Source organism: Streptomyces sp. NBC_00513 (genome assembly GCF_041431415.1).
Taxonomy (GTDB): Bacteria; Actinomycetota; Actinomycetes; order Streptomycetales; family Streptomycetaceae; genus Streptomyces.
On sequence record NZ_CP107845.1, the window covers coordinates 5594399 to 5618420 of the forward strand.

Consider the following 24022-nt stretch of genomic DNA (forward strand, 5'->3'; position numbering starts at 1 on the left):
AGCACTCGATGAGTACGCGATGAGTACGCCCATGAAGTAGCGACGGTCCGGCGTAACCCGGACCTAAAAGGAGCGAAGTGGCTAAGGTCCGGGTATACGAACTCGCCAAGGAGTTCGGGGTAGAGAGCAAGGTCGTCATGGCCAAGCTCCAAGAACTCGGTGAATTCGTACGTTCGGCGTCCTCGACGATCGAGGCGCCTGTCGTACGCAAGTTGACTGACGCACTGCAGGGGCCCGGCGGCAACGCCGGCAAGTCCGCTGCAAAGCCCGGCGCGCCCCGCAAGGCAGCGCCCGCCAAGCCCGCAGCGCCCTCCCCGGCCGCTGCGGCACGTCCTGCCGCCCCGAAGCCCGGTGCACCGGCCCCCAAGCCGGTCGTCGCCGAGGCTCCGGCCGCCAGTACTCCCGCCCCGGTGACTCCGGCCGCATCCGGCCCGCGTCCCGGTCCCAAGGCTCCGGCCGCCCCGAAGCCCGCTCCGGCGGCTCCCGTGGCGACCGAGTTCTCCGCGCCTCCGGCGGCCCCGGCCGCCCCGGCGCGCACCGAGCGTCCCGCCGCGGCCGCTCCCGGCCCCCGTCCGGCGCAGCAGCGTCCGGCCCAGGGTCAGGGCGGTCAGTCCGGCGCACGTCCCGGCGCCCCGCGCCCGGCCGGTTCCGCCCCCGGCGGTCCGTCCCAGCGTCCCGCCGGCGGTGCCGGTGCCCCGCGTCCGCAGGGCGCCCGTCCGGCCGGTCCCCGTCCGGGCAACAACCCGTTCACCTCTGGTGGCTCCACCGGCATGGCGCGCCCGCAGGCGCCCCGTCCGGCCGGCGCTCCCCGTCCCGGTGCCCCCGGCGCCGGCGGCGGCCAGGGTGCTCCCCGTCCGCAGGGCGGCCCCGGTGGCGCCCCGCGTCCCCAGGGTCAGGGCGGCGCTCGCCCCACCCCGGGCGGCATGCCTCGTCCGCAGGGCGGCGCCCCGCGTCCCGGTGGTGCTCCCGGCGGTAACCGTCCCAACCCGGGCATGATGCCGCAGCGTCCCGCTGCCGGTGGTCCCGGTCCGCGTCCCGGCGGCGGCCCCGGTGGCCGTGGTCCCGGTGCGGGCGGTGCCCGTCCCGGCGGCGGCGCCGGTCGTCCCGCGGGCGGCGGCTTCGCCGGTCGTCCGGCCGGTCCGGGCTCGCGTCCCGGCGGCGGTGGCGGCTTCGGTGGCCCCCGTCCCGGTGGCGGCGGCTTCGGTGGCGGTCCGGCCGGTGCCGGTGGCGGCGGTCGTCCCGGCTTCGGCGGGCGTCCCGGTGGTCCCGGTGCCCGTGGTGGCACGCAGGGCGCCTTCGGTCGTCCCGGCGGTCCGGCCCGTCGTGGTCGCAAGTCCAAGCGTCAGAGGCGCCAGGAGTACGAGGCCATGCAGGCCCCGTCGGTCGGCGGCGTGATGCTGCCGCGCGGCCAGGGCGAGACCGTTCGCCTGTCGCGCGGTGCCTCCCTCACCGACTTCGCGGAGAAGATCAACGCCAACCCGGCGTCGCTCGTCGCCGTGATGATGAACCTCGGCGAGATGGTCACCGCCACGCAGTCCGTCTCCGACGAGACCCTCGAAATGCTGGCCGGCGAGATGAACTACACGGTTCAGATCGTCAGCCCGGAGGAAGAGGACCGCGAGCTCCTCGAGGGCTTCGACATCGAGTTCGGCGAGGACGAGGGCGGCGAGGAATTCCTCATGCCGCGTCCGCCGGTCGTGACCGTCATGGGTCACGTCGACCACGGTAAGACCCGACTGCTCGACGCCATCCGCAAGACGAACGTCGTTGCGGGCGAGGCCGGTGGCATCACGCAGCACATCGGTGCGTACCAGGTCGGTACCGAGGTCAACGGTGAAGAGCGCAAGATCACCTTCATCGACACCCCGGGTCACGAGGCGTTCACCGCCATGCGTGCCCGTGGTGCCAAGTCGACCGACATCGCGATCCTCGTGGTCGCGGCCAACGACGGCGTCATGCCGCAGACGATCGAGGCGCTCAACCACGCCAAGGCCGCCGGCGTCCCGATCGTCGTCGCGGTCAACAAGATCGACGTCGAGGGTGCCGACCCGGTCAAGGTGCGCGGTCAGCTCACCGAGTTCGGTCTGGTCGCCGAGGAGTACGGCGGCGACACGATGTTCGTCGACATCTCCGCCAAGCAGGGTCTGCACATCGACTCCCTGCTGGAGGCCGTCGTCCTCACCGCCGACGCCTCGCTCGACCTGCGCGCCAACCCGGAGCAGGACGCTCAGGGTATTGCGATCGAGTCCCACCTCGACCGCGGCCGCGGTGCCGTCGCGACCGTCCTCGTGCAGCGCGGTACCCTCCGCGTCGGCGACACGATGGTCGTGGGCGACGCCTACGGCCGAGTGCGCGCCATGCTCGACGACAAGGGCAACAACGTCGAGGAAGCGGGTCCGTCGACCCCCGTCCTGGTCCTGGGTCTCACCAACGTCCCCGGCGCCGGCGACAACTTCCTCGTCGTGGACGAGGACCGTACGGCCCGTCAGATCGCCGAGAAGCGTGCTGCGCGAGAGCGCAACGCCAACTTCGCCAAGCGCGTCCGTCGTGTGTCCCTCGAGGACCTCGACTCCGTGCTCAAGGCCGGTCTGGTCCAGGAACTCAACCTCATCATCAAGGGCGACGCGTCCGGTGCGGTCGAGGCTCTCGAGTCCTCGCTGCTCCAGCTCGACGTCGGTGAAGAGGTCGACATCCGGGTCCTGCACCGCGGTGTGGGTGCGGTCACCGAGTCCGACATCTCGCTGGCGATGGGCTCCGACGCCATCGTCATCGGTTACAACGTCCGTGCGGCCGGTCGCGCCGCGCAGATGGCGGACCGCGAGGGTGTCGACGTCCGCTACTACTCGGTGATCTACCAGGCCATCGAGGAGATCGAGGCGGCCCTGAAGGGTCTCCTCAAGCCGGAGTACGAAGAGGTCGAGCTCGGTACGGCGGAGGTCCGCGAGATCTTCCGCTCGTCCAAGCTGGGCAACATCGCGGGTGTTCTCATCCGCTCCGGCGAGGTCAAGCGCAACACCAAGGCGCGGCTCCTGCGCGATGGCAAGGTCATCGCCGAGAACCTCACCATCTCCGGTCTGCGCCGCTTCAAGGACGACGTCACCGAGATCCGCGAAGGCTTCGAGGGCGGTATCAACCTCGGTTCCTTCAACGACATCAAGATCGACGACGTCATCGCGACGTACGAGATGCGCGAGAAGCCCCGCGCGTAAGCGCGAGGCGGTTCGCACCGTGTCGTAAGGCGTAAGGCTCGTACGGCCGAGAGGTCGTACGAGTAGCACCGGGGCCGGTCGGCGGAATATCCGTCGATCGGCCCCGGCCGTTGCGTGTACGGTTCTGGTGATCCTGCCGCGCGTAGGCCGGCAGGCCACCGAACCCGCACCGGCGGGACATCCGGAACTGCATGTACGTGGGGACTCTGTCCTTCGATCTGCTCCTCGGCGACGTTCACTCGCTGAAGGAGAAACGCTCCGTCGTCCGGCCCATCGTCGCCGAGCTCCAACGCAAGTTCTCCGTGAGCGCGGCAGAGGTGGGCGACCAGGACCTGCACCGCAGGGCCCTCATAGGGGTCGCCCTGGTGAGTGGGGACGCGGGGTTCGTGTCGGACGTACTGGACCGCTGCGAGCGGTTGGTCGCGGCACGTCCTGAAGCGGAGCTGCTGTCGGTACGACGGCGGCTCCACGGTGATGAAGACTGACTGCAAGACAAAGAAGGAGACGGACCAGTGGCCGACAATGCGCGGGCGAAGAAGCTGGCGGACCTCATCCGGGAGGTGGTGGCCGAGAAGCTGCAGCGCGGTGTCAAGGACCCCCGCCTCGGTACGCACGTGACCATCACGGACACCCGGGTCACCGGCGACCTGCGGGAGGCCACGGTCTTCTACACGGTCTACGGCGACGACGAGGACCGGGCCAGTGCGGCGGCGGGCCTCGAAAGCGCCAAGGGCGTACTGCGCTCCGCGGTCGGTCGGGCGGCGGGAACCAAGTTCACGCCCACCCTGACCTTCGTGGCGGACGCCCTCCCGGAGAACGCCAAGACCATCGAAGACCTCCTCGAGAAGGCGCGGACCTCCGACGCCCAGGTGCGCGAGGTCTCCTCCGGCGCGAAGTACGCCGGCGAGGCCGACCCGTACAAGAAGCCGGACGAGGACGACGAGGACGCAACCGCGGAATGAGCACCGACGCAGGGAAGACTCCGGACGGCCTTGTCATCGTCGACAAGCCGTCCGGCTTCACTTCGCACGACGTGGTCGCCAAGATGCGCGGGATCGCCAAGACCCGTCGCGTGGGCCACGCCGGCACGCTCGACCCGATGGCCACGGGCGTACTCGTCCTCGGCGTCGAGAAGGCCACCAAGCTCCTCGGCCACCTCGCGCTGACGGAGAAGGAGTACCTCGGCACCATCAGGCTGGGGCAGGACACCCTCACGGACGACGCCGAGGGCGAGATCATCTCCTCCGCCGACGCGTCCGGGGTGACCCGCGAGGCCGTGGACGCCGGCATCGCCAAGCTGTCCGGCGAGATCATGCAGGTCCCGTCCAAGGTCAGTGCCATCAAGATCAAGGGCGTCCGCTCCTACAAGCGCGCCCGGGACGGCGAGGACTTCGAGATCCCGGCCCGACCGGTGACCATCTCGTCCTTCCAGGTGTACGACATGCGGGACGCCGAGGCCGAGGACGGCACCAAGGTCGTCGACCTCGTCGTCTCCGTCGTCTGCTCCAGCGGCACGTACATCCGGGCCCTCGCCCGCGACCTGGGCGCCGATCTCGGCGTCGGCGGCCACCTGACGGCGCTCCGGCGCACCCGGGTGGGCCCGTACAAGCTCGACCGGGCGCGGACGCTCGACCAGCTCCAGGAGGAACTGACCGTCATGCCGATCGGCGAGGCCGCTGCCGCGGCCTTCCCGCGGTGGGACCTGGACGCCCGGCGTGCCGGTCTGCTCGCCAACGGCGTGCGGATCGAGATGCCGGAGGAGTACGAGGACGGGAAGACGGTCGCCGTCTACGGTCCGCAGGATCAGCTGCTCGGGCTCGTGGAGAGCAAGGGCGGCAAGGCGAAGTCGCTCGCGGTGTTCGTCTGACGGACGGTGTTCGCCTGACGGGTGGTTCGGCCCGGTGCGTTCGTACGGCCCTTGGGGCCGCACGGCGGGCCGGGCCTTTCGTCTGTCGCGACCGTTCGTCTGTCGCGACCGTTCGTCCGTGGTGTCCGGCGGGCGGCCCGGTCGGAGCGGGTTTCCGGGTCGCGCGTGTTTGTCGTGGAGCGGCGAGCGCACAAGGACCGCCGCTCGCCGCTCCACGACCCCCCTCGGGTAGCTCTCTATCCACCCGGAGTGCTTTATTCACCCGTCCGAGCAGGCGCTCGGAGTGAATGGAGGGAGCGTAAGGGGGCGCTTTCGCCTCGCGTGCTTTTCCCGCTGATCTTCACCTGCCTAACGTCATGAACACGGGTACGGCGGGGGAGTGGTGCGGCAATGACGGAGCTCGTCAGGATCTGCGATCTCGCCGGGCGGGTGCGGGGCAGCGGCTTCGTCGCGGACGATCGCGGCACGGTGATCACCAGCCACGAGGCCGTGGACGGCCTGGCCCGGGTGGTGCTGCACGGCCCCGGGGAACGCACGTGGCTGGCCGAGGCGGGGGACGTGACCCCCCTGCCGTGGCTCGCGCTCGCCCTCGTACGCACCGACGGGCTGGGGCTGCGTCCCCTGCCGATCGGGGCGCGCTCGGTGATCACTCCCGGGACGTACGTACGGATCCCCGCGCGGGGGTGGCGACAGGCGCGCGTGCTCGCGGCCGGCGCGGAGGTCACGTACACCGCGACCGACCGGTTCCACGTCCTGCCCGCCACGGTGGAGCTGGCGATCGGCACGGCCGGCCGGGACGCCCTGGAGCTGGGCGGGGAAGCCTGCGGGGGGCCGGTGCTCGACGCCGAGACCGGAGCGGTGCTCGCGGTGGTGGGCACCGCTCTGCACGCCGAGCACCGCTCCGCGGGCTTCGCGATCCCCCTGCGCGCGGCGGCCGAGGCCGACCCGGGCGGCCCGCTGGCCGCCCTGCTGGAACGGAACGCCGCCACCGTGCCCGGACACGGCGCCGACCTGAACCTGGCCGGTGCGCTGGAACTCACCGGGACCACGCTGCCCCCGGCGCTCACCGCCGACGGGCCGGAACCCGTCGAACGCCCCGAGATCGCCGCCGAACTGGCCGCCTTCACCGCCTCGGACCGGTCCGTCCTCGGGCTGGTCGGCGCCCCCGGTACCGGCCGGACCACGGCGCTGGCCGTCCTGACCGCGCACCGCGCCCGCGGGGCCCGGCCGGCGCCCACGCTCTGGCTGCGCGGGGCCGATCTGCGCCCCGCCGACTCCTCGTTGGCCGACGCCGTGGCGCGGGCGCTGGCCGCGGCGCGGCGGATCGTCACCGCCGGTGCGGAGGCACGGACGGAACCCGAGGCGGAGGTGGGGACGGAGGTGGGGACGGCACATGTGACGTCCCCGGAGTCCGCCGCGATGGCCGGCGCCGGGGCGGCCGTGTCCGCCGCGACGGCGCGGGGGTTCGGCTCGGCCGCGGGTCTCGGTCCGTTCGCGGCCCTCTCGACCCTCGCCCCGTTCGCCGACGCCGGTCGCCGCGACCGGGCGAGCGCCGTGGGCACCGTCGAACCGCTCCCGGGACTCTCCGGGCTCCCGGGCCCCGCCGGTCGTGCCGGGACGGCCGTGACCGGACCGGTTCCGGAGCCCGGCGCGGCCCCCGGAGCCACGAGTACCGCCGAGCGGATCGCACGGCTGGCCGCCGACGCCGGGTGCGCGCTGCTCGTGGTCCTCGACGCCCCGGAGGAGACGCCCCCGGGGCAGGCCCCACGACAGGCGCCCTGGGCCGAGGCCACCGCCCGATGGCTCGACGGCATCGGTGCCCGGCTGGTCGTCGCCGCCCGGCCGGAGTACTGGGAGCGGGCCGGCGCCCTCTATCCGCCCGAGGCGCTCCACACCCCCGCCCGCCCGGCCCGACGGCTGCCACCCGCACTGCCGGTCGGCGACCTGACTCCCGAGGAGGCGCGGACGGCCCGCGCCCGTCTCGGCATCCCCGCCGACGCGGTGCGGGAAGCCGACGCCGGGCACCCCCTCACCCTGCGCCTGCTCGCCGACATCCGGGCCGCCGAGGTCACCGCCGGGCGGCCCGGCCGCGACGAGGTCTTCGCCGCGCACCTCGACCTGTCGGCGCTGCGGGTGGCCGTGCGGATCGCGGCCTCGGGCGCCGGCCCGTCGGAGCCGGGCCAGGGCGGCGCCCCGGCGACACCCCCGGGTACCGGCGGGACCGGGGGAGCGGGACCCGGCTGGTTCGGCGGGCTCGGTGCGGCCGGGTCCCGGCTCCGCGGGGCGGGGGCCCTGTCCGGCCCCGACACTGCGGGCGCTGACGGGGTGTCGGCCCTGACCGGCTCGGTGTGCGGTGCGGCCCCGGACGCGCGGGAGGGGGGCGCCCCCGGGGCACGGAGCCACGGTCACCACGGCCGCGGCGCGCACGGGCCGGGCGTGCACGGGCCCGGCGTGCGGCGGCTCGCCGCCCGGGTCGCCGGACGGGTGCACGAGGCCGCCCGCCGCTGCCTCGGGCCGGGGCAGGGCGAGCTGGACCGGGCCGCCTTCGAGGAACTGTTCCCCTGGCGGACCGGCTGGGCCTCGGCCGTACTCGCCGAAGGCCTGCTGGTCCCCGCCGGGAACGGCTACCGCTTCGCCCACGAGGAACTGTCCGACTGGCTCCAGGCCGGACACCTCGACGTCCCGACCGCTCTGGACGCCCTGGTGCACCTCGGCCCCGCCACGACGGGCCCGCCCGTGCCCCGCCACCGCGTCGGCACCGTCCTGGAGGCGCTGCTCAGGCTTTCGCCGACCGAGATCCGGGGCATGCTGACCCGGCTGGTGGAAGCCCTGAACTCCTTCGCCGAAGCCGAAGCAGAAGCCGAAGCGGACCGGCAACCGGAGCAACAACCGGAGCCGCAACCGGAAGGGCCGGCGCAGGGGGAGCGCGAGCGGCCCGCGCCCGGCGAGGGCTGCCGGGCCGAACGGATCTGGTGGGCGGCCCGCCTGCTCCGCGAGAGCCTGCTGCGGGTCCCCGACGCCACGCCGTACCTGCCCGTCCTGCACGCCCTCGCCGAACACGTGGCCCGCACCGGCCCCGGCGACTTCGAGGGCTGGTTCTGGAACCGGCTCCGGCTGTCCGAGTCCGACCGCCTCGACCTGCTGCGCCGGCTGCTGCCCTGCGACCACCGCTACCTGGAGGCCGCGGCCCGACGGCTCGCCCGCGACCCGCGGCTCGTCCAGCCGCTGCTCTGCGTCTGGCTGACCGACGAACGCCGGTTGCGCGGACGCCCCGGAGCCACCGTCGCCACCGCCGCCCAGGCCCTGTTGCACACCCACCGCGCCCTCGCCGTCGACGATCTCGCGGAGGCACTGGTCGCCGCCGCCCATCCGCGTGCCGACGAACTGCTCGCCGTACTCGCCGAGGACGAGCCATCCGCCCTGTGCCGGGCCGTCGACCGCTGGGCCCACGACGAACGGCCCGGCCGCCGGGTCGCCGCCGCCGCGTACGGACTGACCACCGCCCCGCACGTGCGCGCCCCCGCCGACCGCGAACTGCTGCGCCGCGCGGCGCAGGCGCTGCTGGCCCGCCCGGCCGACGCGACCCTGCACGGCAGCGCCCTCGGGATGCTGCTCCGCGACCCCCAGGTGCGGGCCCGGTACCTGCCCGACGCCCTCGCCTGCTTCCGCGATCCCGAGGGCGGTGCCCGGCTTCCCGCGTCGGCGTTGGTCGCGGCGCTGCCCGTGCTCCCCGACCCGGACGCCGTCTTCGCCGCCCTGCGGGCCCGCGCCGACGGGGAGGTGGTGCGCGCCCTGGCCGCTCTCACCACGCCGGGACTCGCCCGCCGCGCGGGTGACCTCGTACGGGAGCACCTCGCACGGCACCCCGAGGACGCCCCGCACGCGGCCGTGTTCGTGGACCGGCGCCTCGACCAGGGCCTGACCGCGACGCCCGTGCTCCGCCCGCTCGTCCTCGACCTGCTGCGGACCGCCCCGACGGGGGTCCGGGTCGCCCTGGCCCGGGTGCTGGCCGCGCCCGGCGGGGAGGGCTCCCGCGTACTCCGGGGCGACCTGGCCGACGTACTGCTGCGGGAGGAGAGCGACCCGGTGGTGCTCGACGCCTTCCTCGGGGCGCTCGCCGCCTGGGTCGGCGCGCGGCCGGAGGAACGCACCCGCGAGTTGCTGCGGCGCACCGGCCGCCGGCTGTTGGGGGTGCCGGGGGGCCCGGCGGTGTTCGAGCACCGGACGGTGGAGCTCGCCCGCGCCGATCCGGTCTTCGGGAGTCTCGTCGCGCGCTGGCTGGGCGAATCGGGGGTCGAGGCCGCGGCGCTGCTCGGGCCGGGTGCCAGACGTACGGTCGAGACGCTGAGCAGGACCGCTCCCGGCATCACGTGAGGCGGGGCCGGCTCCCGTCGTCATCCCGCGCCCGGCATCACGTCGTGCGGGGCGGAGCCGGCCCGATGCCGATGCGGACCCCCGGCCGGCGGCATGGCAGTCTTAGACCTGCAATCGGCATCAGGACAGGGACCATACGGGTTCGGGCGAGGAGCGGTCACAGTGCAGCGCTGGCGTGGCTTGGAGGACATCCCCCAGGACTGGGGACGCAGCGTCGTCACCATCGGCTCCTACGACGGTGTGCACCGGGGGCATCAGCTGATCATCGGGCGTGCCGTCGCCAAGGCCGGGGAACTGGGCCTCCCGTCGGTCGTCGTCACCTTCAGCCCGCACCCGAGCGAGGTCGTGCGGCCCGGCAGCCACCCGCCGATCCTGGCGCCCTACGACCGACGCGCCGAGTTGATGTCCGGTCTCGGGGTGGACGCGCTGTTGATCCTGCCGTTCACGGCGGAGTTCTCGCAGCTGTCCCCGGCCGACTTCATCGTGAAGGTGCTGGTCGACAAGTTGCAGGCCCGCGCGGTCATCGAGGGACCGAACTTCCGCTTCGGCCACAAGGCCGCCGGGAACGTCGACTTCCTGCGCGAGCTGGGCGCCACGTACGACTACGAGGTCGAGGTCGTGGACCTCGTGGAACGCGGTGAGGCGGGCGGCGGGGTGCCGTTCTCCTCGACGCTGGCGCGCCGGCTCGTCGCCGAGGGCGACATGGACGGCGCGGCCGAGATCCTCGGCCGCCCGCACCGGGTCGAGGGCGTCGTGGTGCGCGGCGCGCAGCGCGGCCGCGAACTCGGCTACCCGACGGCCAACGTCGAGACCCAGCCGCACACCGCGATCCCCGCGGACGGGGTGTACGCGGGCTGGCTGACGGCGGACGGCGAGCGGATGCCCGCGGCGATCTCGGTGGGGACGAACGTGCAGTTCGACGCCACCGAGCGGACCGTCGAGGCGTACGCGATCGACCGGATCGGGCTGGACCTGTACGGGATGCACGTGGCCGTGGACTTCCTCGCGTACGTGCGGGGCATGGCCAGGTTCGAGTCGCTGGACGGGCTGTTGGAGGCCATCGCCGACGACGTGAAGCGGGCGCGTGTGCTGACCGACGCCTACGACGCGGAGCGCTGAACCCCACCGCACGCATGACGTGAGGGCCCGTACCGTCCCAGGACGGTACGGGCCCTTCGTGTCACCGCCCGGTGCGCCCGAGCCCGCTCCAGGGCCGGCGTCTAGCCGAGCCGGGGGTCGCGCGGCGGACCACCGGGCTGCGGCGGCTGCGGCGGTTGTTGCCCGGACGGCCCGGGCTGCTGCCAGGGTTGACCGGGCTGCGGGTACGCCCGGTCGTACGGCTGCGGGGCGGGCGGCTGCTGCTGGTAGGGCCCCTGCTGCTGGTACGGCCCCGGAGCCTGCGGGGCCGGGGCGGCCTGCGGGGCGCCCCAGTGGTTCTGCGGGGCCTGCTGCTGCGCGCGGACGAAGTCCTCGGCGACCAGCGCGGAGAGGTTGAAGTACGCCTCGCGCGTCTTCGGCCGCATCAGGTCGAGGTCCACCTCCGCGCCGGCCGCGAGGTGCTCGTCGAAGGGCACCACGACCACGCCCCGGCAACGGGTCTCGAAGTGCTGGACGATGTCCTCGATCTTGATCATCTTGCTGGTCTCGCGGACCCCCGAGATGACGGTGAGGGAGCGGGACACGAGATCGGCGTAGCCGTGGGCGGAGAGCCAGTCGAGCGTGGTGCTCGCGCTGCTGGCGCCGTCCACGGACGGTGTCGAGATGATGATCAGCTGATCGGCCAGGTCGAGGACACCGCGCATGGCGGAGTACAGGAGCCCGGTGCCCGAGTCGGTCAGGACGATCGGGTACTGGCGCCCCACCGTCTCGATGACACGCCGGTAGTCCTCGTCGTTGAAGGTCGTCGAGACCGCGGGGTCCACGTCGTTCGCGATGATCTCCAGGCCGGAAGGGGCCTGCGAGGTGAACCGCCGGATGTCCATGTACGAGTTCAGGTACGGGATCGCCTGGACGAGGTCCCGGATCGTCGCACCCGTCTCGCGGCGCACCCGCCGGCCGAGGGTGCCGGCGTCGGGGTTCGCGTCGATGGCCAGGATCTTGTCCTGGCGCTCGGTGGCGAGCGTCGCGCCGAGCGCGGTGGTCGTCGTGGTCTTGCCGACGCCACCCTTGAGGCTGATGACGGCGATCCGGTAGCACGACATGACCGGCGTACGGATGAGCTCCAGCTTGCGCAGGCGCTCGGCCTCGGCCGCCTTGCCGCCGAACCGGAAGCCCGAACGGGTCGGCTTGGGCTTCTGCTTCGCCCGCAACAGACGGTCGGAGGACAACTCGACGGCGGCGGTGTAGCCGAGCGGCGCGCCCCCGCCGGCCTGGCCGGACGGGTACGAGGGCTGCTGGGGGCCGCTCGGCCACTGCGCGCCCGAACGGGGGTCACCGTAGGGCGGCTGCGGCTGCGGCTGCGGCTGTTGGGGTTGCTGCTGAGCCGGAGCGGGCGCGGGGGCCGGAGCGGGCGCGGGGGGAGGGAAGCCGTACCCCTCGGGCGGGGCCGGGGGCGGCGGCTGCCGGTCGGCGGGGGAGGGCGGGAAGCCGTAGCCCTGCGGGGCACCGGGCGTGCCGAAGGCGGGCTGCGGCGGAAGCGCCCCACCGGGTCCCCCGTAGGGGTTCTCCGCGACGGGCGCCGGCGCCTCCGCGGGGGTGACGGGCGGCGGGGCGTACGGTCCGGGTGCGGGCGCCGCGAAGGGGGCCTGCGGAGCGGGGTCCCGGTAGGGCGCGGCCGGCGCAACGGCGTCGGCGGGCGCGGCGACCGGAGCGGCGACCGGAGGCGGGGACACGGCGTCGGCGGGCGCGGCGGACACCGCCTGCTCGGCCGGCCAGGCGGACACCGCCTGCTCGACCGGCGCCGGTTCGGGCGCCTCGACCGGCGCGGGTACCGGAGCCGGTGCGGACGCGGCGCCCTGGTACGGCTCCGGCGCGGGAGCCTCCGGCGCGGGACCGGCGAACGGCGGCGCCGGGGGTTCCGGCGTCACCGCGGGCGTCGCGGGCGGGGTCACCGTCGCGGGCGGGGCGACCGGAGCCGGCTCGGGCGCCGAGGCCGCGGGGGTGGGCTCGACCGGCGCCGCCTCGAACGCGGGCGGGGCCACCGGTTCGGCGGGTCCCGCGTACGGGGGAATCGGCGCCGGGGTCTGCGCAACCGGCTCGACCGGTTCCGCGACCGGCGCGGCGGGGAGGTCCGGGTACGCGGGCGCCGGCTGGGGCGCGACCGCCGGAACGGACGCCTCGCCCGGCTTCGGGTACGAAGCCGCCGGAACGGGATGTGCCGGAGCGGAAGCCCGGGGCTCGTGCGTCGGGGGCTCCTGCGACGGCGCCGCGTCGACGCGGGGCGGCTCGGGAGACGCCGGCTCGGGCGTCGGTTCGGCCCGCGTCGTGAACGCGGCGGGAACGCCCTGCTCGTCGGCCGGGCGCCGTGGCGCGGGCGGTGCGATCCGCATAGTGGAGGGCGAGACCACGTCCGACGGGCGGTGGGGTTCGAACCCGCTGCCCTCCGGCAGCCCCGGCACCGGCGTCGCCGGAGCCGACGGCGCACCCTGCGTGTACCAGGCCGGCGGGGTGTAGTCGATGGTGAACTCGCCCGTCACCTCGGGCTCCGCGTCGGACTGATCGTCCGTCGGGACGTCCCACGTCCCGCCGCGCCTCTCGTTCCGATCGCCGCTCACTGGTCCTCCTGGTTTGTCGAACACCGCACAGGCGCCCACCTCGACGCCGCGCCCTCACTCAGCCTAATGGCGCCCCCTCGCGCGGCCCGCCGCGGCGGGGGCCCGCGGACCGGGGGCGCACCACGTCCCTCCCTACAGGCCGGCCGGGCGCCGAGCAAACGTGATCGGCACCCGCTCACCCCGTCCGGGGAGAGCCCCGGACGGCCGTGGCACGCCACCCGCGGCCCGTTCCACGCACTTCGCGCCGCGCCGGATCAGTCGATCCGCCGCGCCGGACCCAGCAGCCCGATCTCCGTGTCCGTGCCCTGCGTCATCACGAACGTGCGGTCCTGCGGCGTACACCACAGCGTGACCCCGTCACCCAGCGTCGGCAGCGAGTCCACCGCCGCGGCCGGCAACCCCATCAGGTGCCCGATCTGCTCCGCCTCGTCGGGAGAGACCCGCTGCACGCCCACCACCGAGGAGTTCCGCAGCAGCCGGGGCGCCGTCGGGCTCAAGTAGGGCAGCAGGGTCAGCACCGACTGCCACGGCCCCGCCACGACCCGGCCGCGCGGGGGTCTCATCCCGCAGTCCCGGATCACCAGGACGGGGCTGCCCGCGGACGCGCCCTGCGGCGGGACCCGGCCCACCTCGTGGAGGGTCACACACTGCTGCCCGCCCCCGGCGGCCCGCGCCAGCCCGGACCACGCCGGCCCGCGCCCGGTCTCCACCGCGACCCGCGCCCCGGTGGCCGCCGCGCGCAGCGCCAGCACCTGCGCCGTCCAGAGACCGCCGATCAGCGTCACCTCGTACGGGGTGGGACGGTTGACGCCCAGCACCGCCGGGTTGCCCTCAGCGTCCACCCCGATGACGACCCCGTCGTCCCCGACGGGGAGCGCCAGCAGGTCCAGCTCCGCCGCCGGCAGCACGTGCCGTTCCCGGCGCGGGCCGGCCAGCCCGAAGCCGCCCCGCAGGGCACCCGTACCCCTCATCGCGCGCCTCCCAGCGGCAGCGAGGCCAGCAGCCCCGGCACCTGTTCCCGGTCCAGTCGTACGAGGTCGGCCCGCACCCCCCGCGCCGTCCGCTCCAGTTCGCGCCGGGCGGCGACGAGTTCCTCGTCACTGCGCCCCGTCACCCGTACGTGCCCGGTCAACGTGACGCCCTGTCGCCCGGCGGGGGCCATCGTGAGGCTGAAGTTCGTCGCCAGGGCCGGCAGGGAGGTCAGCAACGCCACGAACTGGGGGAGCGCCGCCCCGGAACCGCCCAGTCGCGGCCAGCGGCCGATCCAGTAGGTGGTGTGCCGGCGGTCGTCGCAGCGCCAGGTCCGCGAGGTCTCCTCCGTACGCCGACCCGACCCGGCCGACCGGCCCGCCTGGGTGATCGCCATCGGGTTCGCGCACGAGGACGTCGCCAGCGCGCCCGTCAGTTCCTGCTCCGTCAGCACCGTGGCACGGAAACCGGCCCCCGTCAGCCGGCTCGCCAACTGGTCGGCGGCCCGCACCAGACACCGCTGGGCGCCGCCGAGCCCACCGCCGCGCGCGGTGACGGCCTCGGGGCACAGCTCCGGGTCGAGTTTCAGCGCGACCCACGTCAATCGCACCGCGGGCGTGCCGGTGCGGGCCTGCAGCGGGGCGTAGTTGAGCGCGGCCATCGACCGGTCCGGCAGGTGTGGCGCCGGCGCCGGTTGGGTGTGTTGCACCAACTGCGCGGACTCCAGGCGGATCCCGTCCACTTCGAGGATGTCCCGTACGAGACCGAGCGGCAGCGGTCGCGCGCCCCGGTCCGGCCGCAGCGCGGTGGCGTCCGTGTCCACCTGCACGACCGCGGTCAGGAACGTCCCGTCGCCCACCATTCCCACCGGCCGCCGGTCACGGCCCCCGAACGTCAGGGTCCGCAACGCCGGATCGGCCTCGACCAGCGGGGCCAGTCCCGGTTCGGTCCCGGCCGGCACGGCGAAGGCGGCGGCCCGTCCCCGGCGGGCCCGCAGCGCGAGGGAGCCGGCGAGCCACTCCGGCAGGGACCGCCGGCGCCGGCGCACGACCGCGAGCACCACCAGGACCGACGCGAGTGCGCCGGCCGGCATCAGCAGCAGCGATTCCACCACCCACGCCACCAACAGCGCCGCCGCGGCGACCTGGAGCAGAACGAGCTGTTGCAATCGGAACGGACCGAACCGCCCCGGACCCGACCTCGGATGCGGTGTCACCCCGTCGCCCGCGGGTGCGGCCGGGGCCGTCTGCGACTGCGTCGCGGTGGCCATCACTCGCGCACCTCCCCATCCCGGGGTCGGACCCCGTACGTCCGGTGCCGTGCGGCCCTCGCCGCCCGACTCCGGAAATCCCCTCGATCCGCCCCGACAGGCCCTGATTCCGCAAGGCGCCTGAAATCGCGCGGTCCGGAGGTCGTGAACGGGGGTGTTGAACGGCCAACAGAGCCTACCCGCCCCGTACGTGGCCTCCGGCAAGAGGCATAGTAGGTGCCCGGTCAGACAATCGAGGCTCGGGGACCGTACTCACCGACCGGGCCGTGCGGGGAGAAGCAGGCGGCCATGGCATCACGACGTGATGAGCTCAACGCGTACACCTTTGCGAAGCGGCGTACGGTGGCTGCCTTCCTCCAACCGTCCGCCACCGGCACGGAGGAGGGAGCGCCCAGGCCACTGCGCGCCGTCCTGCCCGGAGTGATCGTCGGGGCACTGGTGTTGGCGGGCTTCGGCGCCTGGGGCATGTTCAAACCGCAGGCGCCCAAGGGCTGGGCCGAGCCGGGCACCACGGTCATCGTCGGCAAACAGTCCACGACCCGCTACGTGGTCCTGTCCACCAAGATCAACGGCAAGGCGCAGACGCGGCTCCACCCGGTGCTGAACCTGGCCTCCGCCCGACTCCTCCTGGATCCGTCCAAGTTCAAGGTCGTCCCGATCGACGACAAGATCCTCGACGCGGGCAAACCGCCGCGCGGCCCGATCATCGGCATCCCCTACGCCCCCGACCGGCTGCCCACCGCCGCGGACGCCGGCGAGGCCAAGCGCTGGGCGGTCTGTCAACAGCCCGGCGGCAACGGCCAGGGAGTACAGACCGCCGCCTTCGTCCTCGCCGAACGCGAGGCGGGGCGCGTGGACGGCCCCGGCAAGGTCACCGGCGGCCAACTGCTCTACGTACGCAACACCGGCGGCGCCAAGGAGCGCTACCTGGTCGACGCCGGCGGCACCAAGTACAGGTTCCCCGAGGGCGGACCGGACGCGGGCACCCTCACCACCGCCCTGGTCGGTACCGGCGCCGTCCCGCAGTCCGTCACCGAGCAGTGGCTGGCCACCCTCAACCCCGGCGACGACCTGGCCTTCCCGCAGCTGCCCGGCACACCGGGCGCCAACGCGAACGTGCAGGGCCTGGCCACCGCCGACAACAAGGTCGGCATGGTGCTCACCGCCCAGACCGGCTCCGGCACCCAGCACTACGTGGTCCTGCCCGGACGGGTCGCCCCGGTATCGGAGTTCGTGGCCTGGCTGCTGATCTCCGCGCCGGCGACCGACGCCCTCGACATGCACGGCAAGGCCCGCGAGATCGACCTCCAGTCGCTCACCCCGGACGCCACCCCGTTCAAGAACGAGGCCAGATGGCCGCAGCGACGCGGCCCCCAGATCAACCGCGTCGCGCCGACCGCCGGCGCCGCCGAGGGAACCGAGCAGCGCGACACCGTCTGCAACGTCCTGCGATCCGTCGACGGCCAGGGCAACCAGACCCTCAGCACCTGGGCCGGCACCGGCTTCCCCCTCGACATCACCGCCAGCGGCACCAGCTCGTACGTCACCCCCGGCTCGGGCCTGCTCTACACCCAGACCCAGGGCCGGCAGACCACCGCCGGGGGCTCCCTCTTCCTGGTCACCGACACCGGCCTGCGCTACGCCGTACAGGCCAACGGCGACAGCGACGCCGAGCAGTCGAAGATCGGCGCCGGCGCCCCGAAGGACCCCGCCGCCGACGGCCGTCCCGAGGCCAGCCAGGCGCAGATCCGGCTCGGCTACGGCGCCGTCACACCGGCCATGGTGCCCATCGCGTGGTCCGAGTTCCTCTCCAAGGGGCCACGGCTGGACACCAACTCCGCCCGCCAGCCGCAGGGTTTGTGAGGACGCCGCCGATGCCCGAAACGCCGATGCGACGCCCTCGCGCCCCCCGCGCCCCCGGAACCCTTCAGCCCGGGCCGGCGCGCGAGGCCGCGCGGGCCGCGCTCCTCGCCTGCGCCCTCGCGCTCGTCACGATCCCCGGCGCGAGCGCCGCCGCCGCGCCCCGGCCCTCGTACGCCGCGTCACCCGCGTCACCCGCGTTCGCCTCGGACGCCTCCCGGGTCTCCGGAGCCGGCGAGTGCACCTTCCCCATGAAGAAGCAGATCGCCGATCGCCCGTGGGCCCTGCAACGGCTGCTCCTCGACGCTCTCTGGGCTCGGACCAAGGGCAAGGCCAAGGACGGGACGAGCATCCGCGTCGCGGTCATCGACACCGGCGTGGACCGGGCGAACCCGCAGCTCAGCGGAGCCCTCGACGTCTCAGCCGGCAAGGACTTCGTCGACCCCAAGGGCGGCGACGGCACCGCCGACACCGTGGGCCACGGCACCAAGGTCGCCGGACTGATCGCGGCCCGCCCCCAGGAGGGCACCGGCTTCGTCGGCCTCGCCCCCGAAGCCACCGTCATCCCCATCCGGCAGAACGACGGCCAGGGCAACGGCAACGCCGCCACCCTCGCCAAGGCGATCGACCACGCCTTGGCCAAGGGCGCACACGTCATCAACATCTCGCAGGACACCGACGCCCCGCTCGGCCCGGACTCCGACCTCGCCAAGGCCGTCAAGCGCGCCGTCGACGCCAAGGTCGTGGTGATCGCCTCGGCGGGCAACGACGGCCTCGGCGGACAGAAGCGCAGGACCTACCCGGCCGCCTTCCCCGACGTCCTCGCCGTGGCCTCCTCCGACCGCAACAACGAGCGCGCCGCCTTCTCCCAGCCCGGCGACTTCGTCGGCGTCGCGGCCCCCGGCGTCGACATGGTCTCCACCGTCCCGGGTTTCGGCCAGTGCATCGACAACGGGACGAGTTTCTCCGCGCCGTACGTCGCCGGCCTGGCCGCCCTGCTGCGCGCCGAGCACATGGACTGGACCCCGCGGCAGATCGTCTGGCAGATTCAGAACACCGCCGAGCGTTCCGTCAACGGCCGTGACGACTACGTCGGTTGGGGGGTCGTCGACCCGGTCCGCGCGGTCACCCAGGACAGTGAACCCCCCAAGGCTCCCGTCCCGGACCCCGGACCGCCCCCCGCGGCCGCCCCGGAGGCCGCGCGACTGAGTCTCACCGAGACGGCGCAGGAACGGCAGGAGCGCCTCGGCACGTACGCTCTCGGGATCGGCGTGGTCCTCATCGGTGTCATCGCGGGGACCGCCACCGTCATCCGCGACGCCCGACGCCGCCGCCGTTTGCAGTGAACGGCCACCGGCCCACGAAGGCCGTGGGACACCGGTGTTGGGCCGGTGAGATGAAGTGACTAGAGTGACGCCGAGCTTCACGACTGTGATCGGGGGATCGCGTGAAGCGGAGGGGGACCTCCGAGGCGAGCGGCTCCACGCCGCGCCCGGAACATCCGCTCCGCCACGCAGTCCGCCGGTTCTGCCGGCGAATTGAGAAGTGAGGAGCTTCGGATGACGAACAATTTCGGACTCGCGGACGATCCGGTCGTCAAGGCGGCCAACAAGATCTCCGAGACGGCCCAGGCCGTCACCACCCAGTCCCGTGAACTGGCCGACATCGTCGCGACGGTGAGCGCCGGTTGGACCGGTGTGGGCGCCGGCGGATTCGCCAAGGCGCAGGAGGACATCAACATGGACCACGACAAGATCCGCCGCCTGCTCGGGGTCCTGCACCACGCGATCTCGCAGACCAAGAACCTGAGCAACGCCCAGGACGAGGACGTGCGCGCGACCTTCGCCGCCGCCAACAAGTCCGGCCTGAACAACATCTGACCCGGCGTCGTCGCCCGTCAAGCCCCAGCGCGAAGGAGAAGACCATGGTTGACCCCGGCCACACCCGGGTTCGGTACGAGACCGTCCAGCAGATGGCCGACCGTATCCGGATCGTGTCGAACAACATCCTCAAGGACCTGGCCGACATGGAGCAGGCCGTCAAGGTCGTCACCGACACCTGGGACGGTGAAGCGCACCGCGAGTACGTGGCCCTCCAGGCGAAGTACAAGGCCGCGGCCGACCACATGCAGAAGCAGCTGGAGACCGTCGCCAAGCTCATCGAGGCCGGCAAGGGCGACTACCGCGCCACCGACGTGAAGGCCTCGCGCCTGTTCACCGAGGCCTACTGAGCCGGTAGCCGGTAGCCGGTAGCCGGTGGCCGACATCAGGCCCCGCGCCGAACGCCCGAACGGGGCGCGCCCGCACCGGGCGCGCCCCGTCCGCGTCTCCCGACGCCACCGGCGTCAGCGCAGGTCGAACTCGCCGTCCCGGGCGCCGAGCACGAACGCCTCCCACTCGGCCGCCGTGTACCGCAGCACCGTCTCCCGGTCCAGCGAGGACCGCATGGCCACCGCCCCCTCGGGCAGCTTGGCGATCTCGACCCGCTCCTCGTCGGGACTCGTCCCGGGCGGGCCCTCCCACTCGACGCCGCTGATGTCGAGCGCGTACAGCTCGTCCTTCTCCTGCTGGGACCCCATGGTGCGGCCTTCCCTTCGTACGACGGCGGTGCAGCGTTCCGGCCCGATTATCGACGCCGGCGCCGCGGGTGGGGGAGCGATTCGACTTCTCGGTCCTGCCTCACGGCGCGGAGTTCGGCAACCGCCCGATCTGCACCAACGACGTGCCCCGCTTGCGCGAGGAGTAGTAGCCCCGGCCCGGTGGCATCGGACGCGGCCGGACACTGCCGATCAGGTCGCCCTCGGAAGGATCACCCGACAGCACCACGCCCTGCGCCCCCAGCTCCTTGATCCGCTGCATGAAGGGCTCGTACAGGGAACGCGAGGCCCCCGCCGAGTTCCGGGCGACGATGAAGCGGACGCCCGTGTCCCGGGCGAAGGGCAGGAACTCCACCAGCGCGGCCAGCGGATTGCCCTGACTCGTCGCGACCAGGTCGTAGTCGTCGATGATGATGAAGACGTCCGGGCCCGTCCACCAACTGCGGTCCCGCAACTGCTGCGGGGTCACGTCGTCGGGCGGCTGCCGCCGGGAGAACACCCCGCCCAGCGCCTCCATGTGCATCTGGAGGGAACTCGCCATCGGCGCGTACTCCAACAGGTGCTCCTCCGGGAGCGCCCCGAGCAGCCCCCGCCGGTAGTCGCCGACCACCAGCTTGGCCTGGTCGGGGGTGTACCGGTCGGCGATCTGCCGGGCGATGAGCCGCAGCAGGTTCGTCTTGCCCGACTCGCTCTCGCCGAAGACCAGGAAGAACGGATCGGTCTCGAAGTCGACGAACACCGGCTCCAGGTCCGTCTCCCCGATGCCGATCGAGATCCCGCGCGAGGGGTACTCCCCGCCCTTGGGCAGCTGATCGGCGTGGAGCAGCCGCGGCAGCAGCCGCACGCCCGGAGCCGAGGCCCCCGTCCACGCCCCCTTCACCGCCGCCACGAACGCCGCCGTGGCGTCCGACAGGTCCTGCGCGGTGTGCGAACCGTCGATCCGCGGCAGCGCGCCGAGGAAGTGCAGCTTCTCCGGCACCTGACCGCGACCCGGCATCCCCGTGGGGACGTTCGCGGCGACCCGCCGGTCGAACTCGGAGTCCATGACGTCGCCGAGCCGCAGTTCCAGCCGACTCAACATCTGGTCCTTCAGCGCGGACCGCACCTCCATGTAGCGCGCGGCCGTCACCACCACGTGGATCCCGTACCCCAGGCCGCGAGCGGCGATGTCCGTGACGACCGGCTCCAGGCCCTCGTACTCGGTTCGGAAGCCGCCCCACCCGTCGACGATCAGGAACACGTCGCCCCACGCCTCGCCGGGCAGCTCGCCCGCCGCGCGCCGCCGACGGTAGGTGCCCATCGAGTCGATGCCGTTGGCGCGGAAGAACTCCTCGCGCCGATCGAGGATGCCCGCGACCTCCGCGACCGCCCGGCGCACCCGCTCCGGATCGAGCCGCGAGGCGATCCCACCCACGTGCGGCAGCTCCGCGACCGACGAGAGGCTGCCGCCGCCGAAGTCCAGACCGTAGAACTGCACCTCGCGCGGGGTGTGCGTCAACGCGAACGAGGAGATCAACGTCCGCATCAGCGTCGACTTGCCCGACTGCGGACCGCCCACCACCATCATGTGACCCGCCGCACCGGAGAAGTCCCGGTACAACACCTCACGCCGCTGCTCGAACGGCTTGTCGATCAGGCCGAGCGGCACGACGAGCCCGCCGGGCCGCGTGTACCCCTGCGCGTGCAACCCGCGCTCCGCCGACGGGGCCAGGGCCGGCAGCAACTGGTCCAGCGGCGGTGCCTGGTCGAGCGGCGGCAGCCACACCTGGTGCGCCGGCACGCCCTGACCCTCCAGCCGGCCCACGATCACGTCCAGCACGGTGTCCGCCAGGGCGTCGTCCCCCTGCGCGGCCGCCTGCGCCGCCAGGTACGCCGGGTCCGGCGCCGCGTACACCACCGGCACCGGCGCCGCCGTGAAGCGCACGGGCCGCCGCTCCAACGGGAACAGCCCCACCGACAGGTCGGGCCCGCCCGAACGGTAGGTGCCCGACACGTACGCCGCCTTGAAGCGGGTCATCTCGTCCGTACCGAACTTCAGGTACCCCGAACCCGGCACCGACGGCAGGTGGTAGGCGTCGGGCACCCCGAGCGCGGTCCGCGACTCGGCCGCCGAGAACGTCCGCAGACCCACCCGGTACGAGAGGTACGTGTCCAGCCCGCGCAGCTTCCCCTCCTCGAGCCGCTGCGACGCCAGCAACAGGTGCACGCCCAGCGAACGCCCGATGCGACCGATCTGGATGAACATGTCGATGAAGTCGGGCTTCGCCGTCAGCAGTTCGGAGAACTCGTCGATGACCAACACCAGCGAGGCCAACGGCTCCAGCGGCGCGCCGGCCGCCCGCGCCTTCTCGTAGTCGTGGACGTTCGCGTAGTTGCCCGCCGACCGCAGCAGCTCCTGCCGGCGCTGCAACTCGCCGCGGATCGAGTCGCCCATGCGGTCCACGAGCGTCAGGTCGTCCGCCAGGTTGGTGATCACCGCCGCCACGTGCGGCATCTGCCCCATGCCCGTGAACGTCGCACCACCCTTGAAGTCCGCGAGGACGAAGTTCAACGTCTCCGAGGTGTGCGTGACCGCCAGACCCAACACCAGCGTCCGCAGCAGCTCCGACTTCCCGGAACCGGTCGCACCCACGCACAGACCGTGCGGACCCATGCCCTCCTGGGCGGCCTCCTTGAGGTCCAGCATCACCGGGGAGCCGTCCTCGCCCACGCCGATCGGCACGCGCAACCGCTCACCGGCCGACCGGGGCCGCCACGTCCGCGACACGTCGATCGAGGCCGCGTCACCCAGGTTCAGCAGATCCGTGAAGTCCAGATTCGCCAACAAGGGCTCGTCCTCGTCACCGCCACCCGTGCGCAGCGGCGCCAACTGTCGGGCCAGAGCCTCCGCCGCCGGCAACGACAGGGTGTCCGGCACCCCCTCGTAGGCGACGCCGGCGCCCGACTCCAGCCGCAACCGACCCGGCCGCACCACCACGGACAAGCCGCCGCGCGGCTCGTCGAGCTCGCCCGCGACCACCTCGACGACGGTGACCCCCTGGAGGCCCTCCACCGCCGCGAACACCGAATCCGGGGGCACGATCCCCCCGTCCAGCACGACCACCAGGTGCGGCTGGTCCAACACGGGGGAGACCTCCCGGCTGAAGCGCGGCCGCCCCTCCAGCCGCGACGCCAACAACCCCTCCAGCTCACCCAGGTCGTCACCGAACAGCCGCTTCGTGCCGGCCCCGTCCACCTGACCGGGCACCTGCGTGTGCGGCAACCACTTCGTCCAGTCCCACGAGGGCACCGCACCCGGCGCGGCCACCACGGCCACCATCAGGTCCTCGGGGGAGTGCAACGTCGCCAGTTGCGCCACCAACGCCCGCGCCGTCCCGCGCGCCGACTCCGTCTCCCCGGACACCGTCACGTGGTAGAACGCCCGGATCGACACCGCCACCGGCAGCCCGTCCAACGAGGAGTGCACCTTCAGGAACCGCTGCATCGCGCCCGCCGTCAGCGGCTCCAGCTCGTCCACCGGCGCCGTGTCCGGAGCCACCAACGCGGTCGCCAACCGCTGCGCGCCCAAGCCCAGCCGCGCCTGCCCGAAGTCCGCGTCCCCGACCCGCCGTTCCCACAGCCGCGACCCCTCGGCCACCACCGACCACAACTGCTCCGGGGCCGGGTGCAGATACAACTGCGCGTCGCGCTGCGCCCGCGCCGTCCTGCGCACCTGCCGCCGGGTCTGCGCCAGGTACTTCATGTAGTCCCGGCGCACGTCGGCCATTTGCCCCTGCGTACCGCGCCGATGACGCACCAGCTGGGCGATCACCATGCCCACGGTCGACACCAGCATCAGCACGCCCATGATCCGCATGAACGGCGCCGCGCCCGGCATGAAGAAGAAGACGACCGACGAACCCATGCCGAGCATCGGCAGGAGCTGCATCAGCATGCCCTCCTGCTGCCCGCGCGGCAGTTCCGGCGGCGCCTCCAGCCTCAGTTCCTCCGAAGGGACTTCGGGCGGCAGCGCCCGGGGCGGGCGCTTCACGACGATCTGGCTCACCGGAGCATCAATCCCTTGAAAACGGACGGGACGTCGCAACCGGCGCCCCCAAGTCCCGGACACGGAGGGGGACTCCCCCGCGCGACGGCGATCCTACTTGCCGACCCTCCCGCGGCGGC

Annotated in this window: 15 protein-coding genes; 10 read left to right on the forward strand and 5 right to left on the reverse strand. The window is 73.4% G+C overall.

From position 1 onward, the window contains the following. The first annotated feature begins 77 nt into the window (after positions 1-77). From infB to OHA84_RS25970, 6 genes are all read left to right on the forward strand, one after another. Positions 78-3209 (forward strand): translation initiation factor IF-2, encoded by a 3132-nt coding sequence (infB, locus tag OHA84_RS25945; RefSeq protein ID WP_266950209.1) that lies wholly within the window; start codon positions 78-80, stop codon positions 3207-3209. 191 nt (positions 3210-3400) lie between these two features. Then, positions 3401-3694 (forward strand): DUF503 domain-containing protein, encoded by a 294-nt coding sequence (locus OHA84_RS25950; protein WP_266969561.1) that lies wholly within the window; start codon positions 3401-3403, stop codon positions 3692-3694. A 27-nt stretch (positions 3695-3721) separates the two neighbouring features. Next, entirely contained in the window at positions 3722-4171 is a 450-nt protein-coding gene (rbfA, locus tag OHA84_RS25955) for a 30S ribosome-binding factor RbfA (protein ID WP_053675256.1), read from the forward strand. After that, positions 4168-5076: a tRNA pseudouridine(55) synthase TruB gene (gene truB / locus OHA84_RS25960; RefSeq protein WP_053675258.1), complete on the forward strand. Its 909-nt coding sequence runs from the start codon at positions 4168-4170 to the stop codon at positions 5074-5076. The genes rbfA and truB overlap by 4 nt, the downstream gene beginning before the upstream one ends. Positions 5077-5466: 390 nt before the next feature. Next, positions 5467-9450, forward strand: coding sequence for a serine protease (locus OHA84_RS25965; protein WP_266969558.1), 3984 nt, complete (start codon positions 5467-5469; stop codon positions 9448-9450). A 162-nt stretch (positions 9451-9612) separates the two neighbouring features. Then, positions 9613-10569: a bifunctional riboflavin kinase/FAD synthetase gene (locus OHA84_RS25970; RefSeq protein WP_266969556.1), complete on the forward strand. Its 957-nt coding sequence runs from the start codon at positions 9613-9615 to the stop codon at positions 10567-10569. Positions 10570-10670: 101 nt separating this feature from the next. Here the strand turns inward: OHA84_RS25970 and OHA84_RS25975 are convergent, their stop codons facing one another. From OHA84_RS25975 to eccE, 3 genes are all read right to left on the reverse strand, one after another. Beyond that, entirely contained in the window at positions 10671-13163 is a 2493-nt protein-coding gene (locus OHA84_RS25975) for an SCO5717 family growth-regulating ATPase (RefSeq protein ID WP_266969555.1), read from the reverse strand. 254 nt (positions 13164-13417) lie between these two features. Beyond that, positions 13418-14134 carry a hypothetical protein gene (locus OHA84_RS25980; protein ID WP_266950219.1) on the reverse strand — a complete coding sequence of 239 codons (717 nt, stop codon included), beginning with the start codon at positions 14132-14134 and terminating at the stop codon, positions 13418-13420. Beyond that, positions 14131-15402 carry a type VII secretion protein EccE gene (gene eccE / locus OHA84_RS25985; protein ID WP_266969553.1) on the reverse strand — a complete coding sequence of 424 codons (1272 nt, stop codon included), beginning with the start codon at positions 15400-15402 and terminating at the stop codon, positions 14131-14133. The genes OHA84_RS25980 and eccE overlap by 4 nt, the downstream gene beginning before the upstream one ends. Positions 15403-15690: 288 nt before the next feature. Here eccE and eccB point away from each other — a divergent pair, with 288 nt between their 5' ends. From eccB to OHA84_RS26005, 4 genes are all read left to right on the forward strand, one after another. After that, positions 15691-17265: a type VII secretion protein EccB gene (gene eccB, locus OHA84_RS25990; RefSeq protein WP_266969551.1), complete on the forward strand. Its 1575-nt coding sequence runs from the start codon at positions 15691-15693 to the stop codon at positions 17263-17265. 11 nt (positions 17266-17276) lie between these two features. After that, a complete protein-coding gene (gene mycP, locus OHA84_RS25995; protein WP_371591456.1) occupies positions 17277-18608 on the forward strand; it encodes a type VII secretion-associated serine protease mycosin in 1332 nt (443 codons plus the stop codon). A gap of 213 nt (positions 18609-18821) precedes the next feature. Next, positions 18822-19142: a WXG100 family type VII secretion target gene (locus tag OHA84_RS26000; RefSeq protein WP_053683904.1), complete on the forward strand. Its 321-nt coding sequence runs from the start codon at positions 18822-18824 to the stop codon at positions 19140-19142. Between the two features lie 44 nt (positions 19143-19186). Then, complete coding sequence (locus OHA84_RS26005; RefSeq protein WP_053683902.1) at positions 19187-19492, forward strand: WXG100 family type VII secretion target; 306 nt, start codon at positions 19187-19189, stop codon at positions 19490-19492. Positions 19493-19606: 114 nt separating this feature from the next. Here OHA84_RS26005 and OHA84_RS26010 read toward each other — a convergent pair whose 3' ends face one another. Together OHA84_RS26010 and eccCa are read right to left on the reverse strand one after the other, a co-directional pair. Then, positions 19607-19840: a DUF397 domain-containing protein gene (locus OHA84_RS26010; RefSeq protein ID WP_053683900.1), complete on the reverse strand. Its 234-nt coding sequence runs from the start codon at positions 19838-19840 to the stop codon at positions 19607-19609. A gap of 100 nt (positions 19841-19940) precedes the next feature. After that, complete coding sequence (gene eccCa, locus OHA84_RS26015; protein ID WP_053683898.1) at positions 19941-23903, reverse strand: type VII secretion protein EccCa; 3963 nt, start codon at positions 23901-23903, stop codon at positions 19941-19943. Positions 23904-24022: the final 119 nt, after the last annotated feature.